At 69.5% G+C, this 18,856-nt stretch carries 10 protein-coding genes and 2 pseudogenes; 6 read left to right on the top strand and 6 right to left on the bottom strand.

The features are described 5' to 3' along the window. Positions 1-47: 47 nt before the first annotated feature. Positions 48-3,986: a type VII secretion protein EccC gene (locus ADK41_RS19040; RefSeq protein ID WP_030822837.1), complete on the top strand. Its 3,939-nt coding sequence runs from the start codon at positions 48-50 to the stop codon at positions 3,984-3,986. A gap of 328 nt (positions 3,987-4,314) precedes the next feature. Here ADK41_RS19040 and ADK41_RS19035 read toward each other — a convergent pair whose 3' ends face one another. The 3 genes from ADK41_RS19035 to ADK41_RS19025 form a co-directional block, all read right to left on the bottom strand. After that, the gene (locus tag ADK41_RS19035) at positions 4,315-5,538 is read right to left on the bottom strand and encodes a S8 family serine peptidase (RefSeq protein WP_030822834.1); all 1,224 of its coding nucleotides are present in this window, start codon (positions 5,536-5,538) and stop codon (positions 4,315-4,317) included. 74 nt (positions 5,539-5,612) lie between these two features. Beyond that, positions 5,613-8,930, bottom strand: a complete 3,318-nt coding sequence (locus ADK41_RS19030; RefSeq protein ID WP_030822831.1) for a right-handed parallel beta-helix repeat-containing protein — start codon at positions 8,928-8,930, stop codon at positions 5,613-5,615. Between the two features lie 1,241 nt (positions 8,931-10,171). Further along, the gene (locus ADK41_RS19025; protein ID WP_051843048.1) at positions 10,172-12,451 is read right to left on the bottom strand and encodes a helix-turn-helix domain-containing protein; all 2,280 of its coding nucleotides are present in this window, start codon (positions 12,449-12,451) and stop codon (positions 10,172-10,174) included. Between the two features lie 147 nt (positions 12,452-12,598). Between ADK41_RS19025 and ADK41_RS19020 the strand changes: the two genes are divergently transcribed. Further along, positions 12,599-12,991 carry a diguanylate cyclase domain-containing protein gene (locus ADK41_RS19020; RefSeq protein ID WP_051843047.1) on the top strand — a complete coding sequence of 131 codons (393 nt, stop codon included), beginning with the start codon at positions 12,599-12,601 and terminating at the stop codon, positions 12,989-12,991. A gap of 153 nt (positions 12,992-13,144) precedes the next feature. Next, positions 13,145-13,666: a WhiB family transcriptional regulator gene (locus ADK41_RS44300; RefSeq protein WP_078661856.1), complete on the top strand. Its 522-nt coding sequence runs from the start codon at positions 13,145-13,147 to the stop codon at positions 13,664-13,666. Positions 13,667-14,120: 454 nt separating this feature from the next. Here ADK41_RS44300 and ADK41_RS19015 read toward each other — a convergent pair whose 3' ends face one another. The 3 genes and pseudogenes from ADK41_RS19015 to ADK41_RS19005 all read right to left on the bottom strand — a co-directional run bounded on the left by ADK41_RS19015 (position 14,121) and on the right by ADK41_RS19005 (position 15,808). Beyond that, positions 14,121-14,978, bottom strand: a complete 858-nt coding sequence (locus ADK41_RS19015) for an aldo/keto reductase (RefSeq protein ID WP_030822822.1) — start codon at positions 14,976-14,978, stop codon at positions 14,121-14,123. Next, positions 14,975-15,409, bottom strand: coding sequence for a cupin domain-containing protein (locus ADK41_RS19010; RefSeq protein WP_030822818.1), 435 nt, complete (start codon positions 15,407-15,409; stop codon positions 14,975-14,977). The genes ADK41_RS19015 and ADK41_RS19010 overlap by 4 nt, the downstream gene beginning before the upstream one ends. 76 nt (positions 15,410-15,485) lie before the next feature. Then, positions 15,486-15,808 (bottom strand): annotated as a pseudogene (locus tag ADK41_RS19005) (carboxymuconolactone decarboxylase family protein). A gap of 223 nt (positions 15,809-16,031) precedes the next feature. Here ADK41_RS19005 and ADK41_RS43280 point away from each other — a divergent pair. The 3 genes and pseudogenes from ADK41_RS43280 to ADK41_RS18990 form a co-directional block, all read left to right on the top strand. Then, positions 16,032-16,232, top strand: a pseudogene (locus ADK41_RS43280) (transcriptional regulator); the annotation flags it as partial. Positions 16,233-16,404: 172 nt separating this feature from the next. Beyond that, a complete protein-coding gene (locus ADK41_RS43275) occupies positions 16,405-17,112 on the top strand; it encodes a hypothetical protein (protein WP_234318639.1) in 708 nt (235 codons plus the stop codon). Between the two features lie 321 nt (positions 17,113-17,433). After that, complete coding sequence (locus ADK41_RS18990) at positions 17,434-18,822, top strand: MFS transporter (RefSeq protein ID WP_030822809.1); 1,389 nt, start codon at positions 17,434-17,436, stop codon at positions 18,820-18,822. Positions 18,823-18,856 lie beyond the last annotated feature (34 nt).

Genomic DNA, 18,856 nt, shown 5'->3' with positions numbered 1-18,856 from the left:
TGAGTATCGTCCTTTTCCGTCGCCCTGCCCGTCGGCGCGGGCCGGACATGCCCGAGGGTGAACTGACCCTCCAGGAGCCGCCGACACTGCCGGAGACCGTTCCGGACAACTCGGCGGTGTGGACGTATCTGCCCATGGCGATGATGTCCGTTTCCATGATGCTGGCTTTCCTGCGGCCCGGTGGGTCCGGCAGTGTCTTCACGTACATCGCCCTGGGCATCATGGTCCTGGCCTCGGCAGTGATGATGATCGGCCAGGTGATGCGCCAGAGCAGCGAGCGCAAGCAGCGCCTCAGGGGCGAGCGCCGGGACTATCTGCGCTACCTGACGCAGACCCGGCGGCAGGTCCACCGGGCTGTGAGCGAGCAGCAATTGGCGCTCGCCTGGCGTCACCCGGAGCCGGCGTCGATGCGTTCGCTGGTGCGGACGACGCGGCTCTGGGAGCGCCGGGTCAAGGACGACGACTTCGCCGAGGTGCGGGTGGCCGTCGGTGACCAGCAACTGGCGCTGCGGTTGACCCCGCTGTCCACCAAGCCGGTGGAGGACCTCGAGCCCCTGTCAGCACACGCGCTGCGACGGTTCATGCGCGCCTACAGCACCGTGCCGGACCAGCCCATCGCGCTCTACCTGCGGTCCTGGGCACGGGTGCTGCTGCGCGGGGACGAGGCGGCGGTGCGCGGCATGGTGCGGGCCGCCCTGTGCCAACTGGCTCTCTTCCACACCCCCGAGGACGTGCGGATCGCGCTGGCTGTCAGCGACGAGCGCCGGGCCGAGTGGGACTGGGTCAAGTGGCTGCCGCACAACCTGCACCCGCACGAGCAGGACGGCGCCGGGCCGGCCCGCATGGTGGCGTCGGACTTCAACGGCCTGGAGGACCTGCTCGGAGGGGAGTTCACCGAGCGTCCGGCGTTCGACCCCGAGGCCGTGCCCGGCCGCGACGAGCCGTTCACCGTGCTCGTGGTGGACGGGGTCCAGGTGCCGTCCGGGCACCGGCTCGACGGCCCCGGGTTCCGCAACGTGATCGTGTTCGACCTGTCGGAGTCCCTGCGGTGGCGTCCGGGACGAACGACGCTGCGGCTGGATGTGCAGCCGGACGGGGTGCGGCTGGTGCGCACGGACCGGAACCGCAAGGAGCAGTCGACCCCGCTGGGTCGTCCCGACGCGGTCGGTCCGGTGGGCGCCGAGGCCCTTGCGCGGATGCTCGCCCCGTATCGCACGGGGCTGACCACGGAGACCGTCGAGCCGCTGTCGACGGATGTGGAGCTGACGGCTCTGCTGGGAATCCCCGACCTGTCCCGTCATCAGCCGGCCGCTCTGTGGGGGCGCAACAAGGGCGCTGCCCGGCTGCGGGTCCCGATCGCGGTGGGTGGCGACGGAGTTCCGGTGGAGCTGGACATCAAGGAGGCGGCGCAGGGGGGCATGGGTCCGCACGGCATGCTGATCGGCGCGACCGGTTCGGGCAAGAGCGAGTTGCTGCGCACCTTGGTGCTGGGCCTGGCGCTGACGAACTCCTCGGAGACCCTGAACTTCGTCCTGGTGGACTTCAAGGGCGGCGCCACGTTCCTGGGCCTGGACGAACTGCCGCACACCTCTGCCGTGATCACCAACCTGGCCGACGAGGCTGCTCTGGTCGAGCGGATGCGGGACGCCCTGCACGGCGAGCTGATACGCCGCCAGGAACTTCTCCGGGCGGCCGGCAACTACTCCTCGGCACTCGAGTACGAGAAGGCTCGCGCCGCGGGGACGCCGTTGGATCCGCTGCCGAGCCTGTTCATCGTCGTCGACGAGTTCAGTGAACTGCTCTCGGCGCACCGGGACTTCATGGAACTGTTCGTGATGATCGGCCGGCTGGGCCGTTCCCTCGGCGTCCATCTGCTGCTGGCGTCGCAGCGCCTCGACGAAGGGCGTATGCACCAGTTGGAGAGCCACCTGTCCTACCGCATCGGTCTGCGTACCTTCTCCGCCATGGAGAGCCGTGGCGTACTGGGCGTGCCGGACGCCTACCAGCTGCCGTCGCAGCCGGGCGCCGGTTTCCTCAAGAGCGGCGTGGACGCGCTGACCCGGTTCCGGGCGGCGTACGTGTCCGGGGTGTACCAACCGCGGCGCGGGGCGGTGGCTCAGGCACGGGTCGCCAGCCAGGTGGTTCCGTGGACGGCCGGTTATGTGGTGCCGCGCGCGCCTGCTGAGCTGCCGGAAGCAGAGCAGGAGGAGGAGCAGGTCGAGGAGAACGGGAACGGGGCGTCGCTGCTGTCGGTCGCCGTGGAGCGGCTGCGGGGGACGGGGCTGCCGGCCCTCCAGGTGTGGCTTCCGCCGCTGGCCGAGCCACCGGCCCTGGACGCCCTGCTGCCGGGGCTGACCGCCGATCCGGAGCGCGGGCTCGTCTCCGCCGGCTGGCCGGGCGTCGGCTCTCTGCGGGTGCCGGTCGGGCTGGTGGACAGGCCGTTCGAGCAACGGCGTGATCCGCTCGTGGTGGATCTCTCGGGCAGCGGTGGGCACATCGCTGTCGCGGGTGGTTCACAGAGCGGCAAGTCGACGGTGCTGCGTACCCTGATCGCGGCTCTCGCGCTCACCCACACCCCGCGCGAAGTGCAGTTCTACTGCCTGGATCTGGGTGGCGGCACGCTGGCCGGGCTGGCCGGCCTGCCGCACGTCGGTGGAGTGGCCAACCGGATGGACGGCGAGCGGATCAGCCGCGCGGTGGCCGAGGTGACGGCCGTGCTCGACCATCGCGAACAGTTCTTCCTCGATCACAACATCGACTCGATGGCGACCTACCGCAGACGCCGTGCGGCCGGGGAGTTCGAGGACGAATCCCATGGTGACGTCTTCCTGGTGGTGGACGGGTGGGGCACGATGCGTCAGGAGTTCGACGCGCTCCTGCCCGCTTTCGGCCAGATCGCGTCCCAGGGCCTGAACTACGGCATCCACCTGGTCGTCTCCACCGCGCGATGGATGGAGCTGTCGTCCCAGCTGCGTGACCAGATGGCCACCCGGCTGGAGCTGCGGCTGGGCGACTCGATGGATTCCGTGGTCGACATCCGCAAGGCCGCCACCGTGCCGCGCAGCCCCGGCCGCGGACTGACGGTCGACAGCAAGCTGCACTTCCTGACCGCCCTGCCGCGTATCGACGGCCGGGATACCTCCGACGATCTCAGCGACGGTGTCGCCGCGTTGGTGGAACAGATCGCCGAGCACTGGGCGGGGCCTCCCGCGCCGCCGGTGCGGATGCTGCCGCACCGGTTGCCCCTCACACAACTGCCGGAACCGGAACTGGCGGACGGACTGCGCATTCCTCTCGGGCTCGACGAGGAGACCCTGTCGCCGGTGTGGCACGACTTCAGCCGCACGCCCCACCTGGTGGGCATCGGAGACACCGAAAGCGGCAAGACCAATCTGCTGCGGCTGGTCGCCAAGGCGGTCACCGCCCGCTACAGCCCGGGTGAAGCTCGCATCCTGGTGGTGGACTACCGGCGTGAACTGGCCGAGGCGGTCCCGGAGGAGTACCGCCTCGGGCACGCGGTGTCGCTCGATCACCTGAAGGAGCTGGTGGCCGGATCGGCCAGGGCCCTCAAGACCCGCCTCCCCGGTGAGGACATCTCTCCGGCCCGGATGCGGCTCGCGGACTGGTGGACGGGGCCACGGCTGTTCGTGCTCGTGGACGACTACGACATGGTCGGCTCCGGCAGCATCATGGACCACCCGTTCGAGGCCCTTCTCGAGTACCTGGCTCTGGGACATGAGGTGGGACTTCACCTGGTGGTGCTGCGTTCCGCGACCGGTGCCGGCCGGGGCCTCAGCGACCAGTTGCTCAGGCGCCTCGACGAGGTCAACACCCCGGGCCTGCTGATGTCGTGTCCGCCGTCGGAGGGTTACGTCTTCGACAACGTCAAGCCACGCAACCTGCCGCCCGGCCGGGCACGTTACATCGCCCGCCGCAAGGCCGTACTGATGCAGACGGCCATCGTCGGCGAACAGGCCGAGGAGTAGCCGGGCGAGAAGTGACCTCGCGCAGGGCGGCGTTTCGTCCCGGTCGACGTGTGCGGATGTGGTCCGAGGGTCTGACGGTTCCGGGGTCGCGGGTGAGTTCGCGCCCCCGGGGTCGCTCGTCGCCGTGTGGATCGTCTCAACGGTGGGAGGCCCACAGTGCCCGGCCGTGCCCTGCCTGCCGCCGGGGCCTTGCGTATACGCGGGCGCCGACTGACGCCATTCCCCTGGTGACAACGACTTTCGGGAACCGCTCGCGCAACAGGCGGTCGCAGAATCGGACACAGGTACGTGAAGGCCCGTACCCAGCGGTGGTGATCCGCCGTTCGGCTCAGGTCGTCGTCGAAGCGTCGTCCCGGGCCGGCCGCCATCCGCGGGCACGGCCTCTCGGGACGATCACTGCGGCCCAGGCCATGAGCACGAGCAGACCGGCGCCGGCGCCCACCATCACCAGAGCTCGCTGTGTCGCGCGGGCACCCGCCTCATCCGTCGGCAGCCGCACCGGCTCGGAATCGTCTGCCGCCTCCGCCGGCGCGGCAGAGGGGGCGGCAACCGTGGTGACGGCGCCGTACGCGTCGAGCCGGGGTACACCCGCCGGGTAAGCGGTCGAGGTCAGCCGCCGTGCCGTCTCCCCGGCGGTCAGTTCGGGATGGGCGGACCGGATGAGGGCGGCCGTGCCGGCCACGTATCCGGCGGCGAGCGACGCTCCCGAGCCGACGAAGTGGCCCCGTCCCGTCGGGCCGATGCCGACCACACCGTCGCCCGGTGCCGCAAGGTCCGCGCGCCGTGGCGTGAGTGCGCCCCGTGGACGGCTGCCTTGCGCACCGAGGTCGATGACGGACAGCACACCCTGCTCGGCCGCGGGCCAGTAGTCCCTGGGCGGGGCGGCGGAGGCAGGGCTTTGGGGACTGTCGGGGACGGCGGCGGCCACGATCAGCACGTCGTGGGCGGCGGCGTGGGCGACGGCACTCCTGAGCTTCGCGGAGTTGCGGGTCAGGGCCGGGGACACCTGGACGACTTCCGCTCCGGCGTCCACCGCCGCCCGGATACCGGCCGCGACCGTGGTGTCGGTCGCCCTGCCGCGGGCGTCGGTGCCCCGCACGGCCAGGATATCCGCCTGCTGGGCCACCCCGGAGAATCCGGAGCCTTCCGCAGTGGTGGCGGCTATCAGCCCGGCCACAAAGGTGCCGTGACCGACGCAGTCGTCGTCGGCCTCGCCGATGGCGGTGACCCTGCCCTTCAGCGTCGGTGCCTTGAGCGACACCCCCGTGTCGACGACGGCCACGGTCACCCCGTCGCCGTCGGCGAACTGCCGGACCCTGGCGAGCTGCAGGTCCTGCTGCTCCTGGGGCACCGCGTCGATCACCTTTTCCGAGCCGCCGGTGCAGGCGGCCCCGTCCGCCAGCCGGGACGGCATCGCGGGCAGGCGCACCGGCTCACGGGTCACGGCGCCGGCCTGCGCGGTGCCGCCCATGGCCAGCGTGGACGTGGACAGGAGAGTGAGCAGGGCCGCCATCGACGAGCGGCGGAGCGTGTGACGGCGCATGGTGTGCATCCTGGAAACGTAGACGGTGTCCGGTCATGGTCGTTGAGCCTCGTGTGCTTCGCGGACGCCTCCCCCGCCGCTCGTCACTCGGGTACGGCCTCCTCCTGCACCGCGTCCTGGGGAAGGAGCAGGCGCAGGTCCTGCACGCTGGGGGCGGTCATCGTGCTGAGGCGGCCGGCCTGGCGCGTCATCATGCCTTCCAGGACCTGGCGGGCCAGGCGCCCGTTGCCGAACGAGCGGTCACGCGGGACCGACTCGAAGTACGCCCGCAGTACCTGGCCGGTGCCCGGCCCGCACTCGTACCCGGAGGTGGCCGCGTGCTGCCGCACGATGGTGACGAGTTCGTCCGAGGAGTAGTGGGTGAACCCGACGCGCCGGGAGAAGCGGGAGGAGAGGCCCGGGTTGGAGGAGAGGAAGCGCTCCATCTCCTCGGTGTAGCCGGCGACGATGACCACCACCTCGTCCCGATGGTCCTCCATGAGCTTCAGCAAAGTGTCCACCGCCTCCTGCCCGAAGTCCGAGGAGGAGCCCGGCCCGGTGGGCGTGAGCGTGTACGCCTCGTCGACGAACAAGACGCCCCCCAGGGCCCGTTCGAAGGCGTCCCGGGTGAGTTGGGCCGTATGGCCGACGTACCGGCCGACGAGGTCGGCGCGGGCCACCTCGACGAGCTGGCCGCGGGGCAGTACGCCCAGCGAGACGAGCAGCTCACCGTAGAGCCGTGCCACCGTGGTCTTGCCCGTGCCGGGCGGGCCGGTGAAGACCAGGTGGTGGCTGATCTGCGGCGCGGGCAGTCCCGCGGCCTCCCGCTGGCGCGTGACGGACAGCAGGTTGACGAGGTTGGTGACGTCCCGCTTGACCCCGGCCAGTCCCACCAGGTCACCGAGTCGGGCCAGCGGGTTGTTCTCACTGTCCGCGGGTGCGGCCTCCTCGGAGACGGCTCGCGCGGCTTCCTCCCCCACGTCCTCGGGCAGCAGCAGTGGCAGGTCCTCCGCCGTCATGTGGGTGAGCGTGGCCAGACGGGACGCCTGGCGGTCCACCATCTGCTCGAACACCTGACGGGCGGCCCGGCCGTTACCGAAGGACCCGTCCTTGGGCATGCGCTCGAAATGCACCGTGAGTGCCTTGCGCGTGGCGGCACCGAGCACGTACTGGTGTCCCGCACACATGCTCTCCATGATGGCCACCAGTTCGGGCACCGAATAGTTCTCGAACTCCACGGTGCGGGAGAAGCGTGAAGCCAGACCTGGATTGGATGCCAGGAAGCTCTGCATCTCGGCGGAGTAGCCGGCGGCCACCACCACCACGTCGTCGCGGTGGTCCTCCATCAGTTTGAGAAGCGTGTCGACCGCTTCCCGTCCGAAGTCGGCGCCGGAACCGCGTCCATCGGACAGCAGGGTGTACGCCTCGTCGATGAACAGGACACCCCCCAGAGCACGGTTGAAGGCCTCGGTGGTCTTGATGGCGGTACCACCGATGACCTGTGCCACCAGGTCGGCCCGGGAGACCTCCACCAGGTGACCTGAGCGCAGCGCACCGAGTTCCGCCAGGATCGTCCCGTAGAGCCGGGCCACCGTGGTCTTGCCGGTGCCGGGCGGGCCCGCGAAGACCAGGTGACGGCTCATCGGCGGAGCGGCCATGCCCAACCGGGTGCGATGCTGGGCCAGCCGCGTGAGGTTGACCAGCGTACGCACCTGCTGCTTCACGTTGTCGAGGCCGATCAGAGCGTCAAGGGCGGACAGCGGACCGTCCTCACGGCTCAGCCACGCGTCCTCACCGCCTATTCCGCTGTCGCCGGTGCCCCCGGCGCCCCAGGAGTCCTGCTTCCCGTTGCCCGTGCTGACCAGCCCTTCGACGGCGAGCCGCTCACCGGGCCGGGTCTGGAGGAGCCCGCCGCCACTGTTGTCCCGGACGGTGCAGTTGACGACGGAGACGGGCGCGGCGGACTCGATGCGGAACCCGTCGCCGGAGCTGCTCCCGGCCTCACAGGAGTTGAACGAGCCGCCGCCGCCTTCGGCGATCCGGACACCGTGGCGGCCGCTGCCGCCCACCCGGACGCGGGTGGCGGTCACCTCGCCATCCTCGTCGACGGTGACCCCCGAGCCCTTGGCACCGGTGATCTCCAGATCCCGTACGGTCACGATTCCCCCGGCGGCGATCGACAGGCCCGATTCTGCGGCCGAGGTGACGGCGCCGCCGCCGACGTACAGGTTGCCGTCGTCTTCGACCCTGATGCCGCAGCGACCGGCCGCGTCGACGGTGCAGTCCTCCAGCCGCCCCCGGCCTTCCTTCACGGTCTCCACACCATGACCGCTCGGAGCGCTGATCCGCGCCCGGCGGATCAGCGGATTGGCTCTCGTGCGGATGGAAACGCCCGTTCCCTGGGCGTCGATGACCTCGAGGCGGTCCAGCTCGGCCGTCGACTCCTCTTCCAGCAGCACCGCGGTCGTGGCGCAGTCCCGGACGGTGAGCCCGACCAGCACGGGAGACGACGGCCCGCTCACGCGCAGCCCGGGGGACTGCGCGGCGTCCAGCCAGCAGTCCTCGAACGTGCCCCGGGAGCGGTCGCTGACCAGCAGTCCATGCCCCTTGGTACGCGCGGTCCGGCAACGGCGCAGCACCGGGTTGCTGCCTCCGGTGACCGCGATGCCGACACCGGTGGTGCCGGTGACCCGCACGTCCTCGAGCGCCGTTCGGGCCTGGCTGTTCAGCATGATGCCCGTGCTCGTGTCGTGGACCACCGTACGCAGCACCCGAGTTGCGCTGTTGCCCTCCAGGGCGATGGCCGGTTTGTCGGTCGAGGAGATGTCGCACTCCTCGACCGATCCCTGGGACTCTCCGTTGGCGAGCACGCCGTTCCCGCGGGCGTTGCGGATGGTGCAGCCACGCAGCATGATCCGGCCTCGTTCACCGATCACCACCCCAGTGGTACCGAGGTGCTCGATGATGCAGGACTCGACGGAGCTCTCGACCTCGGAGGTGGCCACGATCCCGGCACCGCCCGGGTTGCTGACCCGGCAGTCGCGGAGGGCGAGCGAACCGCTGCCACGGGCGAGCACGGCCGTCCAGGCGGAGCCCGTGATCTCGCAGCCCTCCATCGCGACCTGCCCGCGCGGGGCGTCGACGACCGGCAGCTCGTCGTCCCGCCCGCGCAGCACCAGGTCGGTCAGCATCGCGGCCTCCGCCTTGAGCACGATCGCGCTGCCGCGACGCGGTGCTATCTCCACGGTGCCACGGGATTGCTCCGCCACGATGGTGACCGGGGTGGTGATGGTCAGGTTCTCGGTGTAGATGCCGGGCGAGACTCTGACGACAGCACCACTGCGCGCCCTGGCCAGAGCCTCACCAATCGTCCGAAAGCCGTCGGGCCGCTCCGGGCTGACCGCAAGTACCTGGCGTGACACGCACTTTCCTCCTCCGTTCGGCACCGTGGCGCCCACGAGACCCCTGGTGCCACGAATGGGCAGGGACATCATGCCGGTACCGAGGTGTCGAACTACTCCATAGGGGCATCGACTTCGCGCCGCACAGCATGCCGGGACCCATCTCACCATGAAGCCGGCTCTGCGGCGGGGTGGTCGACTGCACACCATTTCGGCGCCCGCCGCTGCCAGTGGCGAGCAGCCGGCTCCCTGCCGACCGACGGCCGTATGGGGATCGCACGTTCCACGAGACCGCCGACTTCGCCCGTCTCGCCTTCAGCCAGGAACTTTACTCACGGGGTGAACAAAGGAGGCGAGCAGGCACGAGCGAGCCTTTGCTGCGCAAGGGTACCCCTGAGCCTTGCCTACGACGGCATTCCACCATACCCGCCAGGGGCACCTTCCCGCCCATGCGGAGCAGCCGCTGTCCACCACCGCAGCGCTACCAGCGCTCGCCCACCAGGGAGCACTCTCACCGGCCCCGGACTCGGGCGAGCGACGGGAAGAGCTCCTCCAGGCGCGTCCGCATCCGCATGGAGCCCCGCACCACCGGATCATCACTGATCACACACTGCTGCAGCCCGGTTGCAGTGAACGCCCTCTCTGGTCCTCGTCGGCCTCCTGGCCGAACTGGACCTGCAGCGCCTGACGGACCGGTCGCGCGCACCACCGTACGCCCACGCGTCCCGGTCCCAGCGTCGCGGCTGTAGCCAACGCAGTTGTCCACTTGGCAACCCTGGAGGGTCGCGTCCCAGCGCACGATCATCGAGCACGAAGCCTGTGCCCGTCCTGTCGGCCGAAGGAGAGCATTCTCCAGTGAGGAGACCAGTTCGATGACCGCATCCGCCTCATGCCCCGATGCGGCAGTGTCCACGACGATCCACCCGACGCGTCGGTGGCCCGCTCCGGGGACATCGGACCCACGGATCTCGGCCGGCTTCGCCCCATCCTCACTTGCCGGTGCTCAGGGAGGCGCTGAGCAGGCGAAGCCATCGCCGGGGATCCGTTCCTCCGGAACAGGACCGAGCAGGCGGTCGCGCCGTCAGGCCGAGCTCTTCTCCGCGCACCATCATGAGCTCCCTGGCTGCCCTCCTGAGCCGCCACGGGCTGCGCAACCGTACGCACGCCGTGTCGTTCGCCATCCGCGCCGGATGCAGTCGGCCAGTGTTCCCGACCTTGCCGAACGCATCACGCCGGAAGGGAGGCTGGAATTGGGGACGCCTTCACGCGTCCGGTCCCAGCGGGCCGAGGGCCGGTTCCTCGACGTGGGCACGGACCGTCTCGGCGAGTGGATCGCCGAGAGATTCGAGCACGGTCAACGCTTTCTTCCACATCTCGAGCGCCTCGGCCCCGTAACCCTGCTTCTGAAGGCACAGGGCGTGGTGGTGGAGGGTCCAGCCTTCTCCCCACTCATTTCCGGCGGCATGGTGGAGTCGCAAGGCCTCATCGAAGTAGGTGACCGCCTGTTCCGGTTCCGCGAGGTGGTAGTGGGCAATGCCCAGGTTCGTACGGGTGATGGCCTCGACCCAGGTGTTGTCGATCTCCCGGTGCATCACGAGAGCCTGCTGAAGAACCATCACTGCCTCCTGGCAGCGGCCGACGTGGACCCGCGCCTCACCGAGGTTGTTGAGGAGGATTCCCATGATCCAGGGCTGCTGGACATCGCGTCCGGCAGCCGCGGCGGGCTCGAGGTGCACAAGGGCTTCGGCGTAGCGCCCCTGTCGGAGGTTCACGTCACCGAGATTACTGAGCGCGTTGACCTGTCCCCATGTGTCTCCGACGCGTTGGTACACACTGAGCGCCTGTTCGAACTGAGCGATCGCTTCGGCGTAGTCGTGCGACTCCGCGCAGGAGCCACCCCGGTAGGTGTGCATGCGAGCCCGGGCTTCCAGGTCTTCGACCTGCATGGCCGAGGCGAGCCCCAGCCGCGTTACGTGATCCCAGTCGGAACGGTGCTTGCGCAGATAGAGGAATCCGACCAGCGCAGCGGCCAGTTGCCAAGCCACCGCGTGCATTCCAAGTGCGGCGGCCTCATCCACTGCGGCGATCAGATTGCGCCGCTCGGTCTCGCACCACAGCAGGGCCTGCGCACGCTCGGTGAACGTCGGCACCCCGTCACCGGGAGGCGACACATCGCGCAGCTCATTCAGCCAGCGGTTCGGAGTGATCACCTGCGAAGCGGCTCTCACCGTGTGCAGATACCACTCCAGCGATCGACGCATGGTCTGCCGGCGCGTCTCGGCCGGCTCCTCCTGTCTGACCTTGTCCATCGCGTACAGGAGCAGCAGATCGTGGAATCCGTAGCGGTGTGGCGTCGGCTCTGTGAGCAGGTGTGCGCGCACGAGCGTACGCAGCTGGCGCCGGGCGTCTTCGGCGGTCGTGCCCAGCAGGGCACCGGCTGCCTCCGCGCTGATGCCCCGCCCGGGGTGCAGCGCGAGAAGGCGGAACGCACGGGCCGCCGGCGCGGCCAGAGTGGCGTAGGACCGGGAGAAGGCGGCGCTCACCGCCGTCCTCGGGTCTTCCTCGGAGGCCAGCAGATTGAGGCGGTTGGGTTCCTGCGCCAAGTCAGCCGCCAGGTCGGCGAGCACGACGTGAGGGCGTTCGGCAGCCAGATCCGCGGCGATCGCCAGGGCAAGGGGAAGACGCGCGCACCATCGGACGATGTCCGTGGCCGCGCCGGGCTCGGAATCGACCCGGCTTCCGCCGACCCGGGCTCGCAACAGCGCCAACGCGTCTTCCTCTTCGAGCGGATCCAGTGTGAAGAGGCGCGCGTGGTCGTGGACGGCAAGACCGGCGAGCCGGCTGCGACTCGTGACCAGCACAAGACAGTCGGCCGCGCCGGGAAGCAGGGGGCGGACCTGGGCGCTGGTCGCCGCGTTGTCGAGCACCATGAGGACGCGTCGTCCGTTCAGTGTCGAGCGCAGCAATTTGGAACGCTCGGCCGTGGCGTCGGGGATGACGCCGGCCTCAACGCCCAACGCACGCAGGAAGTCTCCGAGCACCTGTCCCGGCGGGAGCGGCCCCGCAGCCTCCGAGTGGCCCTGCAGGTCGCAGTACAACGCACCATCGGGGTAGCGATCCCGCTGGTTGTACGCGACATGCAGAGCCATCGTGGTCTTGCCCACCCCGGCCATCCCGTCGATGCCGATCACCACGGCCCGACCGGCCATGCCCGTCACCGTCTCAAACAGGTGACGAGCCGTCTCCGACCGGCCGACCATCGATGCAGCAGAGGGCAGCTGAGCCGGCACCGGAACAGGTGCTTTGCGCTCGACCGCCGCTCTCGGCGGGGAAACGGACACCAGTGCTTCCAGCACACCGTCCAGTTCGAGGGCCCGGTCGCACGCAACCGCGAGCTCGTGCGTCGGCGGCCTCGCGCCGTTCTCGATCTTGCTGAGATACCCCTTGCTGAAGTGGGTCAACGCCGACAGCTGGGTCAGTGACAAGCTCCGAACGCGCCGGAACGTCCGCAACTGCATCCCGAAATCCTGCTGTGAGTCCACCGAACGCCTTCCACCAAGCCCTTACGCGATCGACCCCGCCGAGTCCCCGCAGCCAGAAGGAACTCAGCTCCGCCTCAAGGGGGAACCTGTGACGGAAGGTCGAGGTACCAGATTAGTTCGCCACGAGGCCCACCGGGATCTCGCCAGTTGTCGACCGCGACCGCGCAGCGGCTCGCCAAGTGGGCGGGCAACACGGCCGCCGTCGGCCGGCTCGGCGGGGACGAGTTCGCTCTCACGACCCGGCTCGGCTCCGATCTCCAGCACGCACGCCTCGCACGCCTGATGTCTTCGCTCACCCAGCCGGGCCTTCTGGACGACGGCCAGGTCGTCAACGTCGAGGCCTCCGTCGGGGCTGCGACGCCCGACGCGATCGGCACCACCAACCTGTCGCGTTTGCTCAGAGCTGCTGATGCTGCTCTCTACGACGGCAAGCACACCGACCGGGCAACCCTCGCCGGGGCCCGGCACGGGGCGGATGCGCCCGTCAAAGGCCGCCGGGCCGGACGCCCCGGCACCCGCGACCCGGCACAAGCATCATGACCGTCCCTGCCCCGTACCGAAGAGAACCGCCCTCGACCGAACACCCGGCACGCAATCGAGCGCCCGACGCTTTGTGACCGGCTCGCCGCCGACACGATCCGGCCGCACAAACCCTCGTCCGCCTGTCCGCGCCTTCGAATCGAGGTACACCCGATGAGCTCCGCCAATCCCTCTGCCGCCGACATCCCGTTCCCCCGCATCCACAAACCGACCAGCTGCCGGACAAATCCTGAGCTCTTCGTCCACGAATACGAAGAACGTGGGTACCAGGTCGCCCAGCGCATAGCGGCTGCCCAGGCACAGTGCGCGGTGTGCCCGATCGCGCCTCAGTGCCTCAAGTGGGCCCTCGCGCATCCGGAGGAGACACCGACGGGTATCTGGGCGGGCACCACCGCCCGGCAGCGGACCGTGTTGCGTTCCCGCCTGATTGCCCGTCTCGGGCCCGATTGGATCACGATCGTCGCTACTGTGGACCGTGCACGGCGCGAGCGTGTGCTCGCCGCACGACATCAGCCGCCAACCGTCAGTCAGGCACGTCTCGCGCATCCGGACCGCGAGTACAAGAGGCGGGACAACCGCGGGCCTCGCCGACTCTTGGCCGCCCACGCCCGAGGGCCGGAGCCGCCGGCACCCGGTGTCCGCTCGCGCGCAGCCGTCGCTGAGGAGGTGTACTGAGCCGGCCCTGAGCAGTCACCACCTGAGCAGCGGGGTCTGTACGGTGAGCAGCTCCGGCTCACATGCGGTGGTGACAGCTCGTACACGGCGAGCACCTCTCCCTTACGGAGGATACGGTTGGTGCTCCGGCCTTGACACTCCGAGGTGGACGGCATCGCGCCGGGCCACCGGACTTGTCGCGTCGAACTCTCACGACCGGGCGCCAAGCGATCGGCCGGATCCCCGGGAAGGCCTGTTGCGAGGCACCGGCCTGCGGGTTTACGACCGATGACCTGTCTGTCGCCGTCATGACTCACCGCCACCACCGCATGTGGGACAGGGCCAATCGAAACGATTCACAGTCCCGCCGCGAGGGTGGATGTCGCGGCGGGAGAGCGTGGAGGTCATCGGTCGAGGGACCCCTTCGAGCTGCCGCTCAGCGTGAGGTCGTCGAAGAAGTGCCGCTCGTCTGGCGTCACTTGCCGCTGTAGACGGGAAACGCCCTGTGTTCGCCGTAGTCCACGGCGCGCAGGCCCCGCAGAGCGTCCATGTCGTCGCTTGAGATCTCGAAATCGACCTGGGCGTTGGAGCGCATGTGCTCGGGGTTCGCCGTCTTGGGCAGCGACACCGTGCCCAGTTGCAGGGTGTAGCGGATGCACAACTGGGGGACGGACACGCCGTACCGCTCCGCCATCGCCTTGACCTCGGCATTCTCCAGGATCGCGCCGTGTGCGATCGGCGAGTACGCCTCGACGAGGATCTGCTTGCCCTCGCAGTAGTCCAGCAGCTCCGACGGGGTGTTGCCCGCGTGGACGAGCATCTGATTCACGTGTGGCACGACCGTCGCGCCCTGGAGGAGGTTCTCCAGGTCCTGCTGCTGGAAGTTGGACACCCCGATGGAGCGGATCTTGCCGGCCTGGTGTGCCTCTTCGAGCGCGCGCCATGCTGCGCGGTTGCCCTCGGCGTAGTCGCCGCCGCGGAAGTCGTTCCACGGCTGCGGGCTGTGGATGAGCATCAGGTTGATGTACTCGAGGCCGAGCTTGTGAAGTGACTCGTCGATCGAGGCGACCGCCTGGTCGTGGTCCTTGATCTCGGCGGCGAGTTTCGTCGACACGAACAGCTCGTCGCGGGGTACCGCGGCGGTGCGCACGCCCTGGCCGACGCCGCGCTCGTTGCCGTATGCCTGGGCGGTGTCGATGTTGCGGTAGCCGATCTCCACGGCCGCGCGGACCGCCTCGGCCACCTGGTCGTCGTCGATGAACCAGGTGCCGAGCCCCAGCTTGGGGATCTCGACGTTGTTGGACAGGGTGTAGGTCTCATCCAGGATGGTCATGCGTTCGATCCGTTCTTCGGCAGCTTGCCGTACACCTCGTCGGTGACGGGCTCGAGCCATTCGTTGCTGACGCCTTCACCCGGGGTGATGAAGGCGAGGTGGGAGAACCAGGCGTCGGCCTTCGCGCCGTGCCAGTGCTTCGTGCCTGCCGGGACGCGGATCACCGTTCCCGGCTCCATGCTGATGGGGTCCTCGCCCTCGGCCTGGTACCAGCCGCTGCCCGCCGTGCACAGCAGAATCTGGTCACCGCCGCCGTCCGTGCCGTGGTGGATGTGCCAGTTGTTGCGACAGCTCGGCTCGAAGGAGACGTTGCTGACGGGGACACTGCCCGAGGCAAGCGGGGCCAGGTAGCTCTGGCCGATGAAGTACTGCGCGTAGGCGTCGTTCTTCTCGCCGAGCGGGAAGATCTGGTCGAATCCGTTGCCGGCCATGTTGTGCCTTGCTCCTTTGCTGTGGTTCTTACGCCCCACTGATCATGCGGGGCCGGTTTACCGCTGGCGCCGAGGATCAGACGGAGCGCTCGTCCGCGATCTTCTTCAACAGGGTGACCGCAGTCATGGCGTCGGGCCATCCGGCGTAGAACACCAGGTGCGTGATCGCCTCGGACAGCTCTTCCACGGTGAGCCCGTCGTCCAGGGCTACACCCGGGTGGTACGGCAGCTGCTCGCTACGGTAGAGGGAGGCCGGCACACTGACCGTGACCAGGCTGCGGTCCCGCGGGGAGAGCCCGGGGCGCTCCCACACGTCTCCTGGAACAGGACTTCGTTGGTGAGCTCGACGAGCTTCGGTGCAATGCCGGCCAGCTCCTGAGGCGCGGACTGCTGTGCCATGAGGTGACTCCTTGCAATGGTACGAACATGAGGGCGCGGTGTTGAACACCGTCGGTCACCGGGGCCGACAGGTATCCGCAGAGGGTGCCCGCCTTCGGGGCCCGGGGCTGCATCCGCTGCCACCATCGAGGAAACCGCAGCTCAAAGGCGCGCGGAAGGTTCTGTCGTTCCAGGTACCGGCAGAACCTCCCAGCCGCGCTCCACTGCTCCTCACCTGGACGTCATGGACACCGCCCGCGAGATCCGAGAGTTCCTCGCCACCCGCCGCGCCAAGATCGCTCCGCAGCAGGCCGGCCTGCCCGCCTTCGGGAACGGCAACCGCAGGGCCCCAGGACTGCGCCGCGAGGAAGTCGCCGTGCTCGCCGGTGTCAGCGTCGACTACTACGTCCGCCTGGAGCGCGGCCGGCTCGCCGGCGCCTCGGAGGAAGTCCTCGACGCGCTCTGCCGCGCCCTCCGTCTCGGCGACGCCGAACGCTCCCACTTGCACGACCTGGCCGCCGCCCAGCGCCGGCGCCCAGCGCCGGCGCCCGGCCCGCCGCACCGCTCGCCGGACCAAGGACACTGCCCCCGCCAGCCTCAGGCGGGTCCTGCAGTCCATGACCGGCTCACCGGCCTTCATCCGCAATGGCCGTCTCGACATCCTCGCCGTCAACGACCTCGGTCGCGCCCTGTACGCTCCCCTGTTCACGACCGCGGCCCTTACCCCGGTGAATATCGCCCGCTTCCAGTTCCTCGACGCCACCAGCCGCGGCTTCTTCCCCGACTGGGACGCCTCGGTCAACACCACCGTCTCGCTGCTGCGCACCGAAGCCGGTCACGCCCCAGGCGACACTGATCTGACCGGCCTGATCGGCGAACTCGTCATCCGCAGCGACGAGTTCCGCACCGCCTGGGCCAGGCACAACGTGCGCCTCCACCACACGGGCCGCAAAGCCTTCCGCCACCCGGCCATCGGCGAGATCACCCTCGACTTCGACGCCATGGAACTGCCCGCCCACCCCGGTCTCACCCTGAGCACCTACAGCGCCGAACCAGACACCCCGACCACGACGCCCTCGTGCTGCTCGCGTCCTGGGCATCCACCGCTCAGGAACGAGCCGACACCGGGTCCTGACCGCCCTACCCCACCGCTACGCCGAGCCGACAACCGTCAACGGATCGACGTCGGCCCAGTCGCACAGCGACCACACCCATCGCGCCGGCTCACAGCCGGGATCCGGGATCAGGCCCGACAGCATCAGGTTCGGTCGCCGTTGGGTCCTGCATCACCCAGTCCTCGAGCATCACGAACGGCACGGTACTGAACGAGCGCATGGCAGGAAAGGTGCGCTGCCAGAATCAGGGGTCAAGGCCCAGGTGAGGACGGGTGATGACGTGGGATTTTAGTCAGCACCAAACCAGCACGGGAGTCAGCACGGCACCGTCACATCACCCTGAACCACACGTCCCGGACGGCACTCGTCTCGACCACCACCGGTCCCTTGAGACGCCTTTCCATGAGTCGGCATGGTGGCCGCGCGCATAGCCGGCCCTCGAACTATGTTGCCCCGCCACATGTGCGCCTGACCTGCGGATCGGTGTGGCGACACGCAAACGTCCCCGTCACACCCCAGGAAGTGGTGCCGATGTCGTCGCCCGCAACCGCTCCACCGGCCCCGAACAACCTCAAGCGCATCGTCGCCGCGTCCCTCATCGGCACCACCATCGAGTGGTACGACTTCTTCCTCTACGGCTCCGCCGCCGCGCTCGTCTTCAACAAGCTGTTCTTCCCGGACTCCGACCCGCTCGTCGGCACACTGCTGTCGTTCCTCACCTACGCCGTCGGGTTCGCCGCGCGGCCACTCGGCGCGCTGGTCTTCGGGCACTACGGGGACCGGCTCGGGCGCAAGAAGCTGCTGGTGCTGAGCCTGCTGATGATGGGCGGGGCGACGTTCGCGATCGGGTTGCTGCCCACGCACGCGACCATCGGCAGCGCCGCGCCCGTGCTGCTCACCGTGCTGCGGCTGGTCCAGGGGTTCGCCCTCGGCGGTGAGTGGGGCGGCGCCGTGCTGCTGGTGTCCGAGCACGGGGACGCCCGGCGGCGCGGGTTCTGGGCCTCGTGGCCGCAGACCGGCGCCCCGGCGGGGCAGTTGCTGGCGACCGGTGTGCTGTCGCTGCTGACCGCCGTGCTGTCGGACTCCGCGTTCGGGGCCTGGGGCTGGCGGATCCCGTTCCTGCTGTCCGGGGTGCTGGTGATCGTCGGCTTGTGGATTCGTCTCTCCGTCGACGAATCGCCGGTGTTCAAGCAGGCGCTGGAGCGGGCCGAGGCCCGCAAGGCGGACGCCGGCACGGAGCGGATGCCGGTCGTGGCGGTCCTGCGGCACCACTGGCGTGACGTGCTGGTGGCGATGGGGGCGCGCATGGCGGAGAACATCAGCTACTACGTGATCACCGCGTTCATCCTCGTGTACGCGACCACTTCCGCGGGGGTTTCGAAGCAGACCGCGCTCAACGCGGTGCTCGTCGCCTCGGCGATCCACTTCGCCGTCATCCCGGCCTGGGGCGCGCTGTCGGACCGGCTCGGCCGACGTCCGGTGTACCTGATCGGCGCGGTCGGGGTGGGGCTGTGGATGTTCCCGTTCTTCGCTCTCATCGACACCGGCGGTTTCGGCAGCCTGCTGCTGGCGGTGACCGTGGGTCTGGTGCTGCACGGGGCGATGTACGCGCCGCAGGCCGCCTTCTTCTCGGAGATGTTCGCGACCCGGATGCGCTACTCCGGCGCCTCCATCGGCGCCCAGTTCGCCTCCGTCGCGGCGGGCGCGCCGGCGCCGCTGATCGCCACCGCGCTGCTCGCGGACCACGGCAGCTCCACCCCGATCGCCCTGTACGTCATCGCGGCGAGCCTGCTGACGGTCGTCGCCGTGGCGGCGGCCAAGGAGACCCGCCACCGTGACCTGGCGGACGTGGCCCCGTCGGGTGACCCGGGAGGGCCCGTCGAGGCGGCCCCGGCCTCCCGGGACGCGCGCCCCGTCTGATCCGGCGCGGCGCCGGCCCCGTACGCTCCCCGGC

Source organism: Streptomyces caelestis, from assembly GCF_001279005.1.
Taxonomy (GTDB): domain Bacteria; phylum Actinomycetota; class Actinomycetes; order Streptomycetales; family Streptomycetaceae; genus Streptomyces; species Streptomyces heliomycini.
The sequence above is the reverse complement of the archived record's forward strand: the minus strand, read 5'-3'. Positions and strand labels throughout refer to the sequence as shown.

Bases quoted from the DNA above. Each gene is read 5' to 3' on its own strand.
- ADK41_RS19015 (WP_030822822.1), bottom strand. From the start codon at position 14,978: ATGACCATCCTGGATGAGACCTACACCCTGTCCAACAACGTCGAGATC.
- ADK41_RS43275 (WP_234318639.1), top strand. From the start codon at position 16,405: ATGACCGGCTCACCGGCCTTCATCCGCAATGGCCGTCTCGACATCCTC.
- ADK41_RS19010 (WP_030822818.1), bottom strand. From the start codon at position 15,409: ATGGCCGGCAACGGATTCGACCAGATCTTCCCGCTCGGCGAGAAGAAC.
- ADK41_RS44300 (WP_078661856.1), top strand. From the start codon at position 13,145: ATGAGCTCCGCCAATCCCTCTGCCGCCGACATCCCGTTCCCCCGCATC.
- ADK41_RS19035 (WP_030822834.1), bottom strand. From the start codon at position 5,538: ATGCACACCATGCGCCGTCACACGCTCCGCCGCTCGTCGATGGCGGCC.
- ADK41_RS19040 (WP_030822837.1), top strand. From the start codon at position 48: ATGCCCGAGGGTGAACTGACCCTCCAGGAGCCGCCGACACTGCCGGAG.
- ADK41_RS18990 (WP_030822809.1), top strand. From the start codon at position 17,434: ATGTCGTCGCCCGCAACCGCTCCACCGGCCCCGAACAACCTCAAGCGC.